Source organism: Rhizobacter sp., from assembly GCF_032229685.1.
In the GTDB taxonomy this organism is placed as follows: Bacteria; Pseudomonadota; Gammaproteobacteria; order Burkholderiales; family Burkholderiaceae_C; genus LMDS01.
This window is the reverse complement of the sequence record NZ_JAVTWP010000008.1, coordinates 13,594-32,083: the sequence shown is the minus strand read 5'-3', so window position 1 is coordinate 32,083 and position 18,490 is coordinate 13,594. Positions and strand designations below refer to the sequence as shown.

The following is an 18,490-nucleotide window of genomic DNA, read 5'->3' as shown; positions in this document are numbered from 1 at the left end:
GGCCCCTGCGCCAGCGCGGCTGAAAGCGCCTCAGGCGAGTGCGGCGTAAACCGCCTGTTTGTACTCGAACCAATAGGGGTGCCAGAAACCGAAATGGCGCTGCGCCATCTGCACGCCGGCCACGCCGGTGGCGGGTGAGATCCACCAATGCGTGCCGGCCAGGCCGCCCCATTGCAGCTCGCCCACGGGCGTGTTCGGTTGCAACGCCGACGGGCCCCGGGTGATCGCACCGCACAGGCCGAAGCCTAGGCTGTCGATCGGGCCGGTGTGGGCGAAGCGCACGCACTGGTTGCCCGGCAACTGGTCGCGCATCATCTCGGCCAGCGTGGCGGGTTTCAACAGGCCGGCACGCCCGCGCAACAGCCCGCGCAGCAGCGCCAGCATGTCGGCCTGCGTGGTGAAGCTGCCGCCGGCACCCGACTGCATGGCCGCGGGCTGCACGTAGGCGTCGGGCCAGGGCGTGTTCTCGATCGGCCTCAGGCCGGGCTTGTGCGGGTCCGCGAGGTCACCCGCGTAGAGGCTGGTGAAGCGTGGCAGTTGTTCGGCGCGCAGCACGAAGCCGGTGTCGACCATGCCCACGGGGCCCCACAAGCGCGCCTGCAAGGCGTCGCCGAAACGCTGGCCCGTGACCACCTCGACCAGGCGCGCCAGCACGTCGGTGGCGAGCGAGTATTCCCAGCCGCTGCCCGGCTGCCGGTTCAGCGGCAGCGTGGCCAGCCGCTCGACCAGCACTTCCAGCGTGTGGTCGCGGCCGCGCACGGCCGCCGCCTTGTAGGCATCGAAGAGCAGGGTGCCGGGGTCGAACACACCGTGGCTGAAGCCGGCGGTGTGGCTGAGCAGGTGGCGGATGCTGATGTCTCGCTGCAGCGGCTCGGTGTCGTCGATCGAGCTCGCCCCCGCGCGCAGCACACGCACTGAGCCCAGTGCGGGCAGCCAGTTCTTCACCGGATCGTCGAGGCCGAAGCGGCCTTCGTCGGCCAGCATCAGCACCAGCACCGAGGTCATCAGCTTGGTGTTCGAGAACGCGCGGTGGAGGTGGTCGGGGCGCAAAGGCTCGCCACGCTTGATGTGGGCCAGGCCGGTGCAGAAGCTCTCGGCCGGCTCGCCGTGCAGCAGCACGGCCGCGGAAGCGCCTGCCAGAAGCTGGCCATCGACGTGGCGTTGCAGCACGGTGCGCGCTGCGCTGAAGTCAGGGTAAGGAGGGGCCATCGATCGAACTCTCGTCCGGCGTTGAAACGAGGCGCCATTCTGGGTCACGGCCGGTCGTGCGAACGGTGGTGTACGCATCCGCGAAGCGCGGACATTCCCTGAGCCCGCGAGCATCGGCGAGGCATCATGCGGCCATGCTCAAGACCCGACTGCTGCGAAAGCTCACGATCGACCCCCGTCAGCACCCGCGCGGGCAGCCGCATCTCAGTTCGGCGAGCGGCCTGGTCTGCGCGCGGGGGCGCGTGCATGTCATCGCCGATGACGAGCATCACTTGGGCGTCTTCAGCGACGTCACGGGCCCGGGCGAGTTGCAGCGCTTGTTCAACGGCGACCTGCCTGCCGGCAAGAAGGCGCGCAAGAGGCTCAAGCCCGACCTGGAAACGCTGTGTTGGTGGCCAGAACGCAGCGCGCTCGTCGCGTTCGGCTCGGGTTCACGGCCACACCGAAGTGCCGGAGTGCTGGTACCGCTCGATGCGAAAGGCGCACCTGGGGGCTCGCCCCGTCTTTTCGGCATGCAGCCCCTCTACACGCTGCTGCGCCAGGCGCTGGGCGAGATCAATATCGAAGGGGCGATGCTGCTCGGCGACGAACTCGTGCTGTTGAACCGCGGCGTGGCGGGCCGATCCGACAACGCGGCTGCGCACTTGCCGCTGCGGGTGCTGAATGACACGATCGAAGGCAAGGCGCCCCCGCTGGCGCCGGCCGCGATCCGCCGGTTCTCGCTGGGCCGGTTGGATGGCGTGCCACTCGGGTTCACCGATGCCGCCCCCCTGCCCGACGGCCGATGGGTTTTCACCGCCGTTGCCGAAGACACCGACGACAGTTATGCCGACGGCCGCTGCGTTGGTTCCGTCGTGGGCCTGGTCGACTCTCGAGGCGCGGTCGTGAAGACCTGGCGCCTCGAGGCGCCGCTCAAGGTGGAAGGCGTCGCGGTGCAGGTCGACGACCAGGGGATGAGCCTGTGCCTGGTCACCGATGCCGACGACCCGGCCCAGGCGTCGCAGCTGCTGCTGGCGCGCCTCTGACCGAACGGACTGTCGGACCCGGGGTCACGGGCAACGCCCCAGCACCAGCAGCAGGTTGTTCGCGGGCATCGAAACCCTTTCGCGCAACTGCAGACCCGCCACCGAGGCCTGTGCCAGCACGTCGGCGAGCCGGCGCAGGCCCCAGGCCGGGTTGCGGGCGCGCAGGTCGGTGTCGAAGGCGCTGTTGCCCGGCGCTACCGGCTCGCCGTCGACGAGGTAGGGGCCGTAGAGCAGCAGCAGGCCCTGCGCCGACAGGTGGCGTGCCGCGCCCTGCATCAGCGCCGCGCAGGTCGGCCACGGCGAGATGTGCAGCATGTTGGCGCAGAAGATCGCGTCGGCGGGCTGCGGCGCACCGGGCCAATCGGCGCTCATCACGTCGAGGGCGATCGGTGGCCGCACGTTGGCGCTGCCCGCGCACCAGGCCGCGATGGAGGCCAGCGCGCGCGGTTCGGGGTCGCTGGGGTGCCAGGCCCAGTGCGGCAGGCCGGCGCTGAAAAACGCCGCGTGTTGGCCGGTGCCGCTGGCGATCTCGAGCGCCACGCCGCGTGCCGGCAGCACGCGCTGCAACTCGGTGAGGATCGGGCCGCGGTTGCGCTCGGCGGCGGGGCTGTGCTGGCGGGCTTCGTCATGGTTCATGGCTGCGAGTCTAGGCAGAGCGCTCGCTCATGCAAAATTGGCGTGCGCGCCAGCCCGGTACGCGAGGAACCCGCCATGAACGACTTGCCCGACTCAACCCGCCGCAGCACGCTGCGCACCGGCGCTGCGCTTTGCGCCGCGAGCGCCTTCCCGATGATCGCCCGCGCCCAGGTGTGGCCGAGCAAGACGATCCGCTTCGTCGTGCCGTTCGCGCCCGGTGGCAGCTCCGAGATCGTGGCCCGCGCCGCGGCGGCCGAGCTCAGCAAGTCGCTCGGCCAGAGCGTGTACGTCGACAACAAACCCGGCGGTGCCGGCAACGTGGCGATGGGCGAAGTGGCGCGTGCTGATGACCAGCACACGCTGATCCTCGGCCACATCGGCACGCTGGCGGTGAACCCCTACATCTTCGACAAGCTGCCCTACGACCCGAACAAGGACTTCAAGCCGATCTCGCTGCTCGCCAAGGTGCCCAGCCTGTACGTGGTGCACCCCGATGTGCCGGCCAAGAACCTGAAGGAGTTCGTGGCCCTGTGCAAGGCCAAGCCGGGCCAGCTGAACTACGGCTCGGCCGGCAACGGCAGCGCCGGCCACCTGGCGATGGAATACCTGAAGATGGCGACCAACATCTTCATCCTGCATGTGCCCTACCGCGGCACCGGCCCGCAGCTGACCGACTTGTTGGCCGGGCGCCTGCAGGCCGCCTCGGTCGGCGCGCCGGCGATCCTGCAGTTCATCAAGACCGGCAAGCTGCGATGCATTGCCACCGGCACGCCGCAGCGCATCCCACAGTTGCCCGACGTGCCCACGGTCGCCGAGCAGGGCTACCCCGGCTTCGAGATGACGCAGTGGTACGGCCTGCTGGCGCCGGCGAATCTGTCGCAGCCCGCGGCCGACAAGCTCTCGGCCGCCGCGGCCAAGGCGATGCACGAGCCGACGGCACTTGAGCGGCTGAGCGCCGACGCGGCGATCCCGGTCGGTGGCACGGCCGCCGACTTCGCGAAGTTCATCGCCGTCGAGCAGCAGCGCTGGAAGCCGGTGATCGTGCGCGCCAAGGTCAAGCCGGATTGATGCGATGAGCCACGACGAGCCGCAAGTGCGTTTGACCGCGACCCTGTGGCGCAGGCTCGCCCGAACGGGCCTGCTGCTCGTGGTGGTGCTGGGCCTGGGTGCCTGCACCACGCTGCCGGCCATCGACCGCGCGGCGATCACGAGCGAAGCGATTCCGCTCAACACCAGCACCACGCTCGGCCGCATCGCCAAGACCTCGCAGCCGGCGCCCGAACTCTCGGGCTTCAGGCTGATGCCGCTCGGCCTGTTCTCGCTCGACACGCGCGTGCAGCTGGCACGGCGTGCCGAAGTCTCGCTCGACGTTCAGTACTACCACTTCGAAGACGACGAGACCGGCCGCTGGCTGCTGCGTGCGCTGCGCGACGCGGCCGTGCGCGGCGTGCGTGTGCGTTTGCTCATCGACGACCTGTACACCGGCGGCAAAGACCCGCTCTGGCTCGCGTTCGCGGCCCACCCGAACGTCGAGGTGCGCTTGTTCAACCCGTTCGCGCGGGCGCGCGACCGCGGCCAGGGCGGTCGTTTTCTCGCTTCGCTCGACGAATGGGGGCGCGTCAACCACCGCATGCACAACAAGCTGCTGATCGCCGACGGTGCGATGGCCGTGATCGGCGGGCGCAACGTGGCCAACGAGTACTACCTGCGCAGCATGAGCGAGAACTTCATCGACGTCGATGCTTTCACCGCCGGCTGGATCGTGCCGCCGCTGCAGTACCTGTTCGACCGCTACTGGAACAGCGACCCGGTGTACCCGCTCGAGGCGGTCACGAAGAGCGAGCTCACCAAGCCGCAGCTGCGCGCCTTGTTCGAAGACTGGACCGGCCCCGAGAAGACACCGCCGCCGAAAGAGCTGCCGCCCAACGACGTGCTCGGCTACGGCCCGATCGCCGACGACCTCGACGTGGGGCGCCTGGGCCTGATCTGGGGCGAAGCTTTCGTGTTCGCAGACCACCCCGACAAGCCCTTCGACGGCGAGGCCGGCGGCGAGCTGCTCGAGACCAGCGTCACCTACAACGTGTTCGAGGCGATCCGTGGCGCGAAAGAAGAGGTGGTGGCCTCGTCGCCGTATTTCGTTCCCGGGCCGGTGAGCCTGGAGATGCTGAGCGAGCTGCGCGCCAAGGGCGTGAAGGTCACGGTCATGACCAATTCGCTCGCTTCCACCGACGAGCCGATCGTGCACATCGGCTACGCGGCGCACCGCGAAGAGATGCTTCACATGGGCATCGACCTGTACGAGCTGAGCTCCTCAAGGCTGAAGGACAACAAGCGCCCGTTCCTGTTCGGCAAGTCGCTTGGCCGGCTGCACGCCAAGCTGGTGGTGATCGACAAGAAGCGCCTGTTCATCGGCTCGATGAACCTCGACCCGCGCTCGGCCACCATCAACACCGAACTCGGCGCGATGATCGACAGCCCGCAGCTCGCGCGCGAGCTGCTGCGCATCATCGACATCGACCGCCTGCAGAGCGCCTACCGCGTGCGCCTGCGCGCCAACGGCGCCGGGCTCGAATGGCTCAGCACGGACGGCGACCAGGAGATGATCCTCACCGAAGAACCCGACTCCACGCTGTGGCTGCGCCTCAAGTCGTGGCTGCTGACGCCGTTCGTGCCGATCGAACAGTTGTAGGCAGGGCCGTGGCGCTGGTCGTTGGCGTTTAGCGAATATTCGTTCAATTACAATCGGCCCGTGAGACCCAAGGACGACAAGAAGCTCGAAGCCATCGCCGAGGCCACCTTCGCGCTGGTGGAAGAGACCGGCCTGAGCGGCCTGACGATGCCCGCGATCGCTGCGCGTGCCGGTGTGGCCACGGGCACGCTGTACGTCTACTTCAAGTCCAAAGACGAGTTGCTGACGGCCCTCTACGAGCGTGCCAAGACGGCCGGCACGAGCCGCCTGATGCAGGGCGACGACCCTTCGGCGCCGTTTCGCAGCCGCTTTCAGCGCATGTGGACCAACTGGCTCGACCACCGCCTCGACCACTCGGCAGAGATGGTGTTCATCGAGCAGTACTACAACTCGCCGTGGTTCAGCGACGCGAGCCGCGAAGTGTCGGCACGGCTCATCAAGGGCTGGGTCGACCTGATCGAGCAGGCCAAGGCGCAGCAGATCGTGAAAGACGTGCCGACGGTGCTGCTCATCAACGCCTTCGGCGGCTCGGTGCGCGAGACCGCGAACCTGCTGCAGTCGGGCGGCCTCACGCGCACGAAAGCCCATCTCGCGATGGCCTTCGGGCTCTGCTGGGACGGCATCAAGGCCTGAGCCGCTTGACCGCGCTGGCGCGTTCGTTTATCGTTTAACCGAATAATTGTTCACTTTGCATCTGCAGGAGTCCTCGCGATGAGCACGCTTCACATCAACGGCCGCGACGTGGCCGTCGACGCCGACCCTTCTACCCCGATCCTCTGGGCCTTGCGCGACACGCTGGGCATGACCGGCACCAAGTTCGGTTGCGGTGCGGCCTTGTGCGGGGCCTGCACCGTGCACCTGAACGGCCAGGCGATCCGTTCCTGCGTGACGCCGATCTCGGCGGCAGCGGGCCAGAAGATCACCACGATCGAAGCGGTGACCGGCGGCACCGACCGGGTCGGCAAGGCGGTGCACGAAGCCTGGGTCAAACACGACGTGGCGCAGTGCGGCTACTGCCAGAGCGGGCAGATCATGTCGGCCACCGCCTTTCTGAAGAGCGTGCCGCGCGGCAAGCAGCCCAGCGCAGCAGAGATCGATTCGGCCATGGCGGGCAACATCTGCCGCTGTGGCACCTACGCGCGCATCCGTGCCGCGATCACCGATGCCGCCAAGGCCCTGGCCTGAAGGAGACCACCATGCATTTCGACCCGACCACCTTCGAGCTGCCCCGGCATCTGCAAGCCATGCTGGCCCGTGACAACCCCGGCGCCGCCCCCGAGGGCCTGCCGCGGCGCAGCTTCCTGAAGCTGGGTGCCGTGAGCGGCTTCGCGCTCGGCGCCTTTCCGCTGGCCACGCTGGCGCAAGACGCCGCCAAGCCGGCCGGCCTGAAGCCGATCCAGCAACCTTCGGCCTTCGTGCACATCGCGCCAGACGGCACGACCACGATCACGATCAACCGGCTCGACTTCGGCCAGGGCGTGCAGACCTCGCTGCCGATGATCCTCGCCGACGAGCTCGACGCCGACTGGGCCAAGGTGAAGAGCGTGCACGGCGACAGCAACCCGGCCTACATCGACCCGGTGTTCGGCATGCACATCACCGGCGGCTCGGGCTCGATCGCGCACTCCTACACGCAATACCGCGAGCTCGGTGCGCGCACCCGCGCCATGCTCGTCAGCGCCGCCGCAGCGCAGTGGAAGGTCGACCCGGCCCTGCTCCGCACACGCAACGGCGTGGTCATCGGGCCGGGGGGCCAGCAGCTCTCCTACGGCGCGCTCGCCGAAGCGGCGATGAAGTTGCCGGTGCCCGAGACCGTCACGCTGAAGAACCCGAAAGACTTCCGCTTCATCGGCAAGGCCACCGGCCGGCTCGACGCGAAGGCCAAGGCCAGCGGCCGGCAGGGCTACGGCATCGACGTGCGCCTGCCCGGCATGCTGACCGCCGTGATCGCGAAGCCGCCGGTGTTCGCCGCGAAGCTGACGTCGGTCGACGACAGTGCTGCCAAGGCCGTCAAGGGCGTGAAGGCCGTGCTGCGCATTCCGGTCGACCGGGGCGGCGAAGGCGTGGCCGTCATCGCCGACGGCTACTGGGCCGCCAAGCAGGGGCGCGACGCGCTCAAGCTGGTGTGGGACAGCAGCGCCGTCGAGAAGGTCGACAGCGCGAAGCAACTGGTGCAGTACCGCGAGCTCGCCGCCAAACCTGGCCCGCGCAAGTACGAAGCCGACGTGTCGAAGCTCGCCGGCACGGCGCACAGCATCGACGCCGAGTTCGTGTTTCCCTACCTCGCGCATGCGCCGATGGAGCCGCTGAACTGCACCGTGGCGCTCACCGGCGACAGGGCCGAGCTGTGGATGGGTTCGCAGATGCCGGGGCTCGACGCTTTCGCCGCCTCGAAGACCCTCGGCGTGCCGCCGCAGAACGTGAAGGTCAACGTGCAGATGGCCGGCGGCGGTTTCGGGCGCCGCGCGATCATGAGCAGCGACTACGTGGTCGAGGCCTGCACCGTCGCCAAGGCGGCGCAGGCGGCAGGCGTGAACGCGCCGGTGCGCACGCTCTGGAGCCGTGAAGACGACATCAAGGGCGGCTACTACCGGCCGATGCACCTGCACACCGCGAAGATCGGTTTCGACGCGCAGGGCACGGTGACCGCGTGGGACCACGTGATCGTGGGCCAGTCGATCATGGCCGGCACCGCGTTCGAGCCGATGATGGTGAAAGACGGTGTCGACGGCACCGCCACCGAAGGCATGAAGGAGCCCTACGAGCTGCCGATGCGCCTCACGGTGCACCACCCGAAGGTCAACGTGCCGGTGCTGTGGTGGCGCAGTGTGGGCTCGACCCACACCGCGTTCGTGATGGAAACGCTGGTCGACGAGATCGCGCGCACCACCAAGCAAGACCCGGTCGCCTACCGCATGAAGCTGATGGGTGACAAACATTCACGCCACAAGGCGGCATTGCAGCTCGCGGTCGACAAGTCGGGCTACGGCAAGAAGACGCTCGCCGCCGGCCGGGCCTGGGGCGTGGCGGTGCACGAGTCGTTCAACTCGGTCGTGGCCTACGTCGTCGAAGCCTCGGTGAAAGACGGCACACCCGTGTTGCACAACGTGACCGCCGGCGTGCACTGCAACCTCGTCGTCAACCCGAAGAGCCTGGAGGCCCAGGTGCAAGGCGGCGCGCTGATGGGCTTGTCGATGTGCCTGCCGGGCGCGGCGATCACGCTGAAGGACGGCGTGGTCGAGCAGACCAACTTCGGCGACTACTCGGTGCCGCGCATCACCGACATGCCGCAGATCGCGGTGCACACCGTGCCCAGCGCCGACGCGCCCACCGGCATGGGCGAGCCGGGCCTGCCGCCGCTCGCACCGGCGTTCGCGAACGCGGTGGCGAGCCTGACCGGCAAGCCGCTGCGGGCCTTGCCGTTCAAGGTGGGCTGAAGCGACTCGCCCCACCTTCGCGAGTCCGCTTGTGCTGCCGGGCGCCCTCGCCATGGGGCCTGACGGCTTCACCGCATGGCAGGGCCTACTTGGCGTTGATCGTGATCGGCATGACCGCGCTGGACTTGAGGCCCGCGGCGTCCGTGGCCACGATGCCGAGCGAATAGTTGCCCGTGACCGGCCTGGCCCAGTACAACGACAGCGTCTGGCCGCTCACCGCGAACGAGACGCCGGCCGGCACACCGGAGATCATCACCTGCATTGCGCTGCCCGACGGCGACGCCACGATGATCGAGCCCGAAAGTGCCTTGCCGGCCACGCCTGTCAGGGCCGCGGCCGTGATGACCGGAGGCGCGGCCTTGGCGATCAAGAAGGTCAGAACCGCTTTGCCGCTCAGGCCGGTGCTCGTGTTGAGCGCCGTCACCGTGGCCGCCCAGGTTCCCGCCGCCGGGTTGGGCCAGCTGATCACGCCCGAAGCGCTGATCGTCATGCCCGGGACACCGCTCACCGTGAAGCTGTTGGCCGTGGCTGACGACACTTGCACTGTGTGGCTCAGAGCCACGCCGGCCTTGCCGTTGACCGTGACCGCGGCGACGACTGGTGAGACCGGTGCGGCGTCGATCTTCACCGAGTACAGGCCGGTACCGACGAGCCCGGTCTTGGCGTCCTTCACCGACGCGCTCACGGCATAGCTGCCGGCCAGGGGCTTTGCCCAGGTGACTTGCCCGGTGGTCGAGACCGCCATGCCCGAAGGTGCGTTGGCGAGGCTGTAGGCCACCCCGTCGACGATCGAGGAGGACACCTGGAACGACAGCGCCACGCCCGCCTTGCCGGCGATGGCCAGGCTCTGCACGTTTGGCGCCGCGGGCGGCGGTGCCAGCCCGAGCGTCGAAGAGAGGAAGCCCGAGACGTTCGGCGTGCCGAGCCCGGTCGGGATGTCGTAACCCGTCTTCGCAGCGCACGTCGAACACGTGCCGTTCGCACCTGACGCAACGTCGGCAAAGCTGGCTGCATAGGTGCCCGGCACGCTGGCGATCTGCGAATACAGCATCGGGTGTGTGGCCCCCAGCCGCGGCTTGCCCGCCTGCAGGCGCAGTGCATTCGCCACCGCCACCAACCCGGCCCACTGGGGTGTCGAAAGGCTGGTGCCGCCCGCGCTGATCCAGTTCACCGCCGTGCTGCCCGGAGTCATCACCGCCACGAACTGGCCCGTCGAAGGATCCGCGTTGAAGGAGACGTCGGCGACGGCACGGCGTGGCATCGTGCCCATGCCGGGAACCTTGGCAGACTGGTAGGCCGGCGTGGCGGTGTAGGCGCTGATGGCGCCACCGGTCCGGGACCAGGTGACTTCGGCGCGGCTGCCCGTTCCGCTGTAGTTGAGGGAGGTGCCGCCCACCGCCAGCACGTTCGGCGAGACCGAAGGCCACGAGACCGCCGAGCCCGAGTCGCCGGTGGCCGCCAGGTAGGTCATGCCGTCGGCCGTGAAAGCCGGATCCACCTGGGACGTCCAGGTGCCCTCGGTCGCGCCGAAGCTCATCGAGACTGCCCCGGCACCCATGGCATTGGCCAGCTTCACGGCACCGAGCAGTGCGTTCAAGGACGCGTCGGCGGCCTCGATGAGCACGATCCGGGCGCGCGGTGCGGTGGCGTGTGCCCACTGCACGTCGAGCGCGATTTCCGTCGCCCAGCCCGCGTCATAGGCCGGCGCTGCGGTGGTCATGCCACCCGCCGGTGTGCTGTAGACGACGGACAGACTGCACCCTTCCGTGAGCGAGGGCGCGGCCAGCGGCAGGGCCGCGGACGCTGCGATCGGTTTGGTGGTGCACACCGGCAGACCGAATTTTGCGTTGAACGCGGCCAGTTCCGCGGCGGCATTCGGGTTGTGCATCGCATCGACGATGTAGATCGTCTGCCCGGCGCCTTGCTGGGCGGCCTGGGTTGCGCTGGGCGCGAGGCTGGCGCTCTGAAGTGCCGGCATGCCGTAGGCGGCGCGGATTTGCGCCGGCGTGTAGGTGGTGACCACGCCCGTCGATGCGAGCGGCGCTGCCGTTCCGTCGGCGAGCAGGCGGGGAACAGCGAGCGCACTGGCGCGCGCCGATTGCATGGCCTGGAGCGTGAGGCCGCGGGTATCCAGGGCCGCGGCTGCGGAAGGGATGTGCTGGGTGTGCGGCGCGGCCTGCGCGGAGGAAGTGTTGTCCAGCGCGTCGGTATCACCCGGTTCGTCGAGCACCACGGGTGCGACGTGGAAGGTCGGCTGTGCCTGCTGCGAGGCGGCCTCGCTTGGCATCGCTGCTGCCTCGACCGAGAGGGAAGTCGTCAGGCCGCCCTGTGGTGCGGGCGCCAGCTCGGCGCCGCTGCCACCCCCGCCGCCACAGGCGGAAAGCACCAGCGCTGCGCCGGCCGAGAGGGCGAACCTGAACAAGGCTCGCGGTTGATTCGTTTTCTGCATGACCTCGTCCATTTCTGGGTTGGCGAGGGCCACGCGGACAGCGACTGTGCTCGACGTGCGCAAACGCTCGCAGAGGTGGCCAGTGGTGGTCTGGCCCGGTCGTTGGCAACCCCGCTACCGTGGCGATTTGATCGCTGTAGGCCGGAGGCTTTGCGTCCCTGCTTTTAAGCAGGTTTGCCCTCAGTGTCGTCAGTGCGGTATGCACTGCTCACAACACGTTACCAGTGTAACACAATGTGTGTCAGTTCTTCCTGCCGGTGATCATCAATCACTGATTCAGCGCACTTTGTTCACGCAGAGGGGTGCCGCTGCCCAGCGCGGCCGGAATGCGCTGACACAGGCCGACGATTTCTTCCTTCGCCATGTGCCCGACCCCGGCCTCGGCCTGGCTGGCCAACTCGGCCAGCTCGATGAAGCCATAGGAACCGGCCGTGCCCTTGAGCGTGTGCAGCAGGAACTTCAAGCCTTTCCAGTCGGCTGCAAGCGCCGCCTGCTCGATGCTTTGAAACGTGGCGGGCAGGCCGCGCCTGAACTCGTCCGTGATCTCCGCCAGCTCGCTCTCATAGCTGTCCAACTTGATCTTTTCGAGGCTGTCGGCGAGCGCGATGGCGGGGCCGACATACTCCTGCAGCACTTCGTAGAAGCGCTTGCGGTCGATCGGCTTGCCGAGCACGTCGGTGCAACCGCACTGGCGGTAGAGCACCACGTCGTGCTGCATCACGTTGGCCGTGAGCGCGACGATCGGCCCACGGTAGTTCGAGTTGCGCAACAGCGTGGTGGCCGCGACACCGTCCATCACCGGCATCTGGATGTCCATGAGCACGAGGGCATATTCGTGGGCCAGGGCCCGTTCGACAGCGAGCTTGCCGTTGCCGACCACGTCGAACTCGACGCCCGCCTGGCGCAGAAAGCTGCCCAGCAGGCGCTGGTTGTCCAGGCCGTCTTCAGCCAACAGAACACGGCCGCTCAGGTTCGGTATTTCGATCGCAGTGATCTGGAACGAGGGCCGCTGGAAGTCGTCGAAGTCGGCAGCGTTGCCCAGCATCTCCAGCGGTTTGGCTTCGACGCCTACCGGCAACGTCAACGAAAAGCAGCTTCCCTGGCCGGGTTCGCTGGCCACGCGGATCGCGCCCCCGAGCATGTCGGCCAACTGCCTGGAGATGTACAGGCCCAGCCCCGTGCCGCCGAACTTGCGGGTGGTCGACACGTCGGCCTGCACGAAGGGTTTGAACAGGCGTGCGATCTCCCGCTCGCCCATGCCGATGCCGGTGTCGGTGACCGCGAACTTCAGTGTCTTCTGGTGGGGGTCGAAGTGCACGTCGAGCCGCACCTCGCCTTCGTTGCTGAACTTGATGGCATTGCTGCAGAAATTCAGGAGGATCTGCTTCAGGCGCACCGGGTCCGTGCGCAGCACCGGCGGCAGGGGAAGATGGTGCTCGATGGTGAAGAGCAGCCCCTTCGCCTGCGCCCGGCTCGACGCCAGCGCCTCGATGTCGCTCAGAAGCTTCGGCAGACCCACGTCGATCGACTCGAGCGTGAGCTGGTTCGACTCGATCTTCGACATGTCGAGAATGTCGTTGATCACTTCGAGCAGGTGACGCCCGTTGCGCACGATGGTCTTGGCCGCATCCACCTTTTCGGCGCTCGCCACTTTCGGATCCTGCAGCAGTTCGGCAAAGCCGATGATCGACGTCAGCGGCGTCCGGATCTCGTGGCTCATGTTGGCAAGGAAACTGCTCTTCGAGTGGCTCGCCGCCACGGCCTCGTCGCGCGCATCGCTCATCGCCTTGGTGCGCTGCTCGATGAGCCGTTCCAGGCGTTCGGTCAGCGCCTTGGAGTCGACGCTTCCTTCGATCGCCAGCATGTCCATCTCGGCAAGCTGCTTCTGCAGGCGGCGGCGTTCGGCCCTTTCCGCATTCAGGCGTCTTTCGAGCAACGCCACCAGTTCGCCGGCCTCGCCCACCAATGCCTTCGACGTCGACGTCATGGTTTCGTACCGGGTTCGCAGAACGTGGCCTCGCCGCCTCGCCAGGGTTGTTCCGCCGCCAGCTCGGCGGGTCGGCCCACGGCCGGCAACGACAGTTTGAAGACCGCACCACCACCGGGCGCGTTGGCGGCAGAGATGGCGCCGCCGTGCGCGCGCATGATCTTGCGGCTGATCGTCAGACCCAGGCCGGTGCCACCGGAGCCATCGCGCGTTCGGCTCGACTGCACGAAGGCCTCGAAGATGAGTTCGAGTTCCTGCTCGGGTACGCCGGGCCCGTGGTCGCGGACGGAGAGTTCGCTACCGGCGGCCCCCCGGTCTTTCAGCTCGATCTCGATGACCCCGCCGACCGGTGAATAGCGAACGGCGTTCGCCAGCACGTTGTGCAGCGCCTGTTGATAGCGGGCCGGGTCGACCTGGCAAGTCACCGTGTCCGACAAACCCGTCACGTTGATCTGCAAGTCGCGCACCACGGCCTTCGGCTTGAACTGCGACACCACCTCTCGAACGAGTTGTGCGACGTCGGCCGTCTGCAGCGGCATGGAGCCGACGGCGCTGTCCATCTGCGACACATCGAGCAGGCCGTTGACCAGCATCAGCATGCGCTGGCCGCCGGCGTGGATGTCGGCGAACATGTCCAGAAAGTCGGGGTGCCCGGCAGCCATGTCCCTGCCGATTTCCGAGAACCCGATGATTCCCTGCAACGGGGTCCTCAGTTCGTGGCTGATGTTGGCAATGAAATCCGATTTGGCGCTGTTGGCCCGCTCTGCTGCGTCGCGAGACAGGCGAATGTTTCTCTCGGCTTCACGAAACTCGGTGACGTCGATGATGCTGCCCACCATGCCCGCCGCCGTGCCGTCCGCCCGTGTGAACCGAACCTTCGTTACCACCGTGTCGCGCGGCTTCCGCCCTTCGACGAGCAGCCGGTTCTCGTAGCTGATGCGCAATTCCGATTCCAGCAAGCGCGCGTCCTGGTCTTTGTGTTTCGAAGCCTCGGGCCCGAACAGGTCGTCGGAGGTTCGGCCCAGAACGTCGGGCAGGCTCAGGTTCATCAGGTCGAGCCAGGCCCGGTTCACCGAAACGAACCGGCCTTTCTGGTCCTTCACGAAGATCGGCGTCGGGCTGACCTCGAGCAACTGGGCCGTGAACTTGAGCTGCGACTGCAGCGCCTGCTGCGCTGCTTCGCGCTCGGTCACGTTCACCGCGAAGCCGGCGAAACCGCCGGCCTGGCCTTCACTGCCCAGGACCCGCGACACCGAGAGGTCGAGCGTGAGAGACGCACCGGAGGCGTCGAGCACATGCAGCAAGATCATCTCGTCGTTGGTCTCGGGACGCGAGAAGAGCGACAGGCAGGCCGCCCGTTCGTCCTCGCGGCACAGGTCGGCGATGCGCTTGCCGATGGCGTCGGAAGCTGGCCGTTTGGTCAGTTCCGTCCAGCGACCGTTCACGAACACGATGCGGCCGGTTTCATCGGCGCGGAAAATCAGCTCGTGCACGCTCTCGACAAGGCTGCGAAGGTCACGCTCGCTGGTCGCGATCCTGGAGCGCGTGGCTTCCAGTGCCGCCTGAGCCGCTTCCCGAGCCCTGATGCTGCGCCAGGCCATGAGCATCATCGCGCAGAGCAGCAGCAGTGCGCCGCCGGCCATGCCGACGGTCCAGAAAATGGTGTGCCGGAAACTCGCCTGCACATGCGCGAAATCGCGTTCGACGATGACGACCAGCGGGCGCTTGCGCAGCACGCGAAATGCCGTGACCACCTTTTTTCCGTCGATCCCCGCACCGATGAAACTCCCGCTCTCGCGTGCGGGCAGGAACGCCGTGAAGAAGCGGTGCTCCCGCACACTCTGGCCGGGCGCCAGCGCGAGGTTGCCCGTGCCGGCCAGCATGACCGAGTCGATCGAGAAGATGCCCGCGGCGCGTGTTTCGTCGGCGAGGGTCAGCTCGTATTCGTTGCCGAAGAATTCGGGGTTCAGGATGGCGGCGATGAAGAGCGGCTCGCCGGAGTGGCTGTTCATCATGCGCAGCAGCGGCACGAAGGTCCGCGCGCCGCCAGGCCGGGTTGTGTGGCCTTGGCGGATGTCGGCCAGATCGCGCCCGCTGATGGACGAGCCCAGCGAATCGGCCGCTGTGGAAGATGGCAGCCTGAGCTTCTTCAGGTCGACCTCGACGCCGACATTCGCGGCCGCCGAGCTGGCCACGACCAGGCCGCGCGCATTCAGCAGCGACAGGCTGCGGATGAAGGGCAGGCCATTCAGCGCATGGGCGAGATCGTTGTCGAGCCGCCCGGTCTCCTCGGTTCTCGGCGGCGCGGCCAGTGTCTCGGCCAGCGCGTCCATCGCACTGTCGATGGTGTTGAAGGCGCGTTCGGCGTGGTCTTGCAGAACCCGCGCGTAGAGCTCGGCGCGCTGCAGCTCGGCCGCGTCCAGTTCCTGTGATTCGTAGAGCAGAAAGCCGCCAGGCAGTGCCAGGCCGATGCACACCACCAGCGCACCCGCCCAGGCCACCCAACTGCTTCTGAGCCAGGCAGGGGGCGACAGGCCCTCGGTCTGCTTCACGGCGCTGAACCCGGCCCGGTCCTCACTTGGTCAGGACGATTTCGGCCAGCCCGTTGCGCTTGGCGGCGGCTTGCAGCCGACCGTCTTTCTTGATGCGGGCCACGAACTCGTCGACGCGCTTGAGCCACGCGTCGTCGCCCGGCTTCACCGCGTAGGCGTAGGGCAGCACATGAAAGGGCGTCTCGGGAGAAACCAGCCGGGCCCAGTCGGCGTTGTCGAGCAGGCGCCGGCTGTACGGGTAGTCGGTCATGAAAACATCGACACGACCGCTTTCGAGCTCGGCTTCGCGCGTCATCGGCGGCTTGATCACGACCAGCTGAGCCTGCTTGAGCGCCGCGGCCATGACCGGCTCCATGAACGTGCCCGCCTGAACGGCCACCTGCACACCGGCCTTGTCGATGTCAGCCCACGCCTTGATCTGACGGTTGCTCCGGGTGGTGACGCCGTAGATGTCGCTCTGCATGTAGGGCTGCGTGAATCTCAGCGCCGCCTGTCTTGCGGGGAGCACGCCGATCGCGAACATGGCGACATCGCACCGGTCGGTCGTCAGGTCCTCGATCAACTTCGGGAACGACGAGTCCACCAGCGCAACCGTGGCACCGAGGTCCTTGGCGAGCTGCGATGAAAGCTCGATGTCGATGCCCACCAGCTGCTGCGTTCGGGGGTTGCGAAAAGTGACGCCGTAGTAGTCGGGCCAGATGCAGACCTTGACGGTCCGCGATGAACTCACGCGATCGTCGACGACGCCGGCGGTGGCCAAGGTCGAAACCAGCGAGGCCGCGAGTGCGGCTGCGATCGAAAGGAGGGCAGGTTGACGCATGGGATCTTTCTCAATGAGCGTGCGGCCAGCGGGGCCGCCAACGGGGGGTCAGGCTTCCTGCGGTTCGGGTGCATCGGCCTGCGCAGCCGGGGCCGGCTCGGCGAATCGCTCCCGAATGGCGATGACGTCGTCGACGATCGCGACGAACGCCGCGAGGAACGTGGGGTCGAAGTGTTTGCCGGCCTCGCCCTTCATGTGGGCGAGCGCCTGTTCGGCTGTCCAGGCGCTCTTGTAGGGTCGGGTCGACGTGAGCGCATCGAAGACGTCGGTGATCGCCACGATGCGCGCCGCCTCCGGGATCTGGAAGCCCGACAGCCCGTTCGGGTAGCCCGAGCCGTCCCACTTCTCGTGGTGGTTGAGCGCGATCTCCCTCGCCATCGTCATCAGTTCGTCGCCGGCTCCGCCGCTGAGGATGTCGGCACCGATCCGGGCGTGTTCCTTCATCACCTCGCGTTCGTCCTTGTCCAGCGGGCCGGGCTTCAGCAAGATGCCATCGGGAATGCCGATCTTTCCGACATCGTGCAGCGGGGCGGCATTGAGCAGCAGTTCGCAGGCCTCCGGGCTCCAACCGATGCGGCGCGCCAGCAGCACCGACGCATGGCTCATGCGCAGGATGTGCTGGCCGGTTTCGTTGTCGCGGTACTCCGATGCACGCCCCAGGCGACGCACCATGTCGAGCCGAGAAACGCGGAGTTCTTTCGTCCGCTGCGCGACGATGGCCTCCAGCACCGTGTTCTGCCCATGCATGAAGCGCCGCGCCAGATGGGCCAGAAGAATGTTCTTCACGCGTGCCAGCAGTTCACGCTTGTTGACCGGTTTGCTCAGGAAGTCGATGGCGCCGCCGTTCAGCGCTTTCAGCAAGAAGTCTTCGCCCGACTGGGCCGTCAGCACCACGATCGGCGGCAGCAGGCTCTCGTTCAGCGCCTTGAGCTGCTCCATCACCTGGTAGCCGTCGAGGTGCGGCATGTTGATGTCGAGCAGGATCACGTCGGGCTTGACGCGGTGGTAGGCGTCGATCACCTCGCGCGGGTCCTGGACGCAGACCACGCTCTGGTAGCCGTCCGACTTCAGCATCAGGCTGAAGAGTTTCAGGTTGGCCGGCTCGTCGTCGACCAGAAGAATGCGCGCCGCTTTGGGATCGTACATGTCGGTTGAGGTCAGGTCCATCAGCAGCGCTCCCATTCGTTCGTGCCGGTAGAGGCGGCCACTTGCGCCTGCACATTCAGGCTGTCCGCAGCAGCCGTGATTTCTTCGACTGGCGGCGAGTTGAGCGGCGTCACCCGGTCCATCTGCGCGACCACTCCGCTATTCCGGGCCAAGCCGGACGCCAGACCGGACGTGTGGACCGAGCCGGGCAGCTTCAGGTTGAAATTGATCCGGACGTCGTTGTCCTTGACCACGTGCGTCAGCTCGCTGTGGACGACGCCCAGCTTCCCGAGGCCACGACCACTGGAGGGGAACGACAACAAAACGACGACACCGAAGGCCAGGAAAAAGTGCGTCGAGGGGCGCAATGAGCCGAACTTCATGTGGATTGTTCTTGCCGCAAGTGATGGGTACACACCCGGTCCCCTGGTATCGGTCGCGCGGAAGAAAAAGTTGAGTCATTTGTGCGCGTTGATCGCGCCCGATCGTGGCCAAACGCACGGTCGGCAACGAACGTATTCAGGAATTCGCAGCAAATCA

The 18,490-nt window shown here is 67.2% G+C and carries 14 protein-coding genes and 1 riboswitch; of the genes, 6 read left to right on the top strand and 8 right to left on the bottom strand.

Annotation, left to right across the window (positions count from 1 at the left end; all coding sequences use genetic code 11):
• Positions 1-30 precede the first annotated feature (30 nt).
• Positions 31-1,209, bottom strand: a complete 1,179-nt coding sequence (locus tag AC30PD_RS03245) for a serine hydrolase domain-containing protein (protein ID WP_489534205.1) — start codon at positions 1,207-1,209, stop codon at positions 31-33.
• Positions 1,210-1,277: 68 nt separating this feature from the next.
• Between AC30PD_RS03245 and AC30PD_RS03240 the strand changes: the two genes are divergently transcribed.
• Positions 1,278-2,234, top strand: coding sequence for a DUF6929 family protein (locus AC30PD_RS03240; protein WP_489534204.1), 957 nt, complete (start codon positions 1,278-1,280; stop codon positions 2,232-2,234).
• A gap of 24 nt (positions 2,235-2,258) precedes the next feature.
• On the opposite strand, the gene AC30PD_RS03235 is transcribed toward AC30PD_RS03240, so the two are convergent.
• Entirely contained in the window at positions 2,259-2,870 is a 612-nt protein-coding gene (locus AC30PD_RS03235) for a DUF938 domain-containing protein (protein WP_489534203.1), read from the bottom strand.
• A gap of 75 nt (positions 2,871-2,945) precedes the next feature.
• Between AC30PD_RS03235 and AC30PD_RS03230 the strand changes: the two genes are divergently transcribed.
• The 5 genes from AC30PD_RS03230 to AC30PD_RS03210 all read left to right on the top strand — a co-directional run bounded on the left by AC30PD_RS03230 (position 2,946) and on the right by AC30PD_RS03210 (position 8,996).
• Positions 2,946-3,938, top strand: coding sequence for a Bug family tripartite tricarboxylate transporter substrate binding protein (locus AC30PD_RS03230; RefSeq protein WP_489534202.1), 993 nt, complete (start codon positions 2,946-2,948; stop codon positions 3,936-3,938).
• Positions 3,939-3,942: 4 nt separating this feature from the next.
• Positions 3,943-5,559: a phospholipase D family protein gene (locus AC30PD_RS03225; RefSeq protein ID WP_489534201.1), complete on the top strand. Its 1,617-nt coding sequence runs from the start codon at positions 3,943-3,945 to the stop codon at positions 5,557-5,559.
• 60 nt (positions 5,560-5,619) lie between these two features.
• A complete protein-coding gene (locus AC30PD_RS03220; protein WP_489534200.1) occupies positions 5,620-6,192 on the top strand; it encodes a TetR/AcrR family transcriptional regulator in 573 nt (190 codons plus the stop codon).
• Between the two features lie 78 nt (positions 6,193-6,270).
• Positions 6,271-6,744 (top strand): (2Fe-2S)-binding protein, encoded by a 474-nt coding sequence (locus AC30PD_RS03215; protein ID WP_489534199.1) that lies wholly within the window; start codon positions 6,271-6,273, stop codon positions 6,742-6,744.
• A gap of 11 nt (positions 6,745-6,755) precedes the next feature.
• The gene (locus AC30PD_RS03210; RefSeq protein ID WP_489534198.1) at positions 6,756-8,996 is read left to right on the top strand and encodes a xanthine dehydrogenase family protein molybdopterin-binding subunit; all 2,241 of its coding nucleotides are present in this window, start codon (positions 6,756-6,758) and stop codon (positions 8,994-8,996) included.
• An 85-nt stretch (positions 8,997-9,081) separates the two neighbouring features.
• Here AC30PD_RS03210 and AC30PD_RS03205 read toward each other — a convergent pair whose 3' ends face one another.
• From AC30PD_RS03205 to AC30PD_RS03180, 6 genes are all read right to left on the bottom strand, one after another.
• Complete coding sequence (locus AC30PD_RS03205) at positions 9,082-11,226, bottom strand: S53 family peptidase (RefSeq protein ID WP_489534197.1); 2,145 nt, start codon at positions 11,224-11,226, stop codon at positions 9,082-9,084.
• Positions 11,227-11,546: 320 nt separating this feature from the next.
• Positions 11,547-11,634, bottom strand: a riboswitch (cyclic di-GMP riboswitch).
• 79 nt (positions 11,635-11,713) lie between these two features.
• Positions 11,714-13,432 (bottom strand): ATP-binding protein, encoded by a 1,719-nt coding sequence (locus tag AC30PD_RS03200; protein ID WP_489534196.1) that lies wholly within the window; start codon positions 13,430-13,432, stop codon positions 11,714-11,716.
• A complete protein-coding gene (locus AC30PD_RS03195; protein ID WP_489534195.1) occupies positions 13,429-15,984 on the bottom strand; it encodes an ATP-binding protein in 2,556 nt (851 codons plus the stop codon). The genes AC30PD_RS03200 and AC30PD_RS03195 overlap by 4 nt, the downstream gene beginning before the upstream one ends.
• 22 nt (positions 15,985-16,006) lie before the next feature.
• On the bottom strand, positions 16,007-16,804 hold the full coding sequence (locus tag AC30PD_RS03190) for an ABC transporter substrate-binding protein (protein ID WP_489534194.1): 798 nt from the start codon (positions 16,802-16,804) through the stop codon (positions 16,007-16,009).
• 48 nt (positions 16,805-16,852) lie between these two features.
• Positions 16,853-17,971 carry an HD domain-containing phosphohydrolase gene (locus AC30PD_RS03185; RefSeq protein WP_489534193.1) on the bottom strand — a complete coding sequence of 373 codons (1,119 nt, stop codon included), beginning with the start codon at positions 17,969-17,971 and terminating at the stop codon, positions 16,853-16,855.
• Positions 17,971-18,333, bottom strand: a complete 363-nt coding sequence (locus AC30PD_RS03180; protein WP_489534192.1) for a PDZ domain-containing protein — start codon at positions 18,331-18,333, stop codon at positions 17,971-17,973. Before AC30PD_RS03180 ends, AC30PD_RS03185 begins: the two co-directional genes overlap by 1 nt.
• Positions 18,334-18,490: the final 157 nt, after the last annotated feature.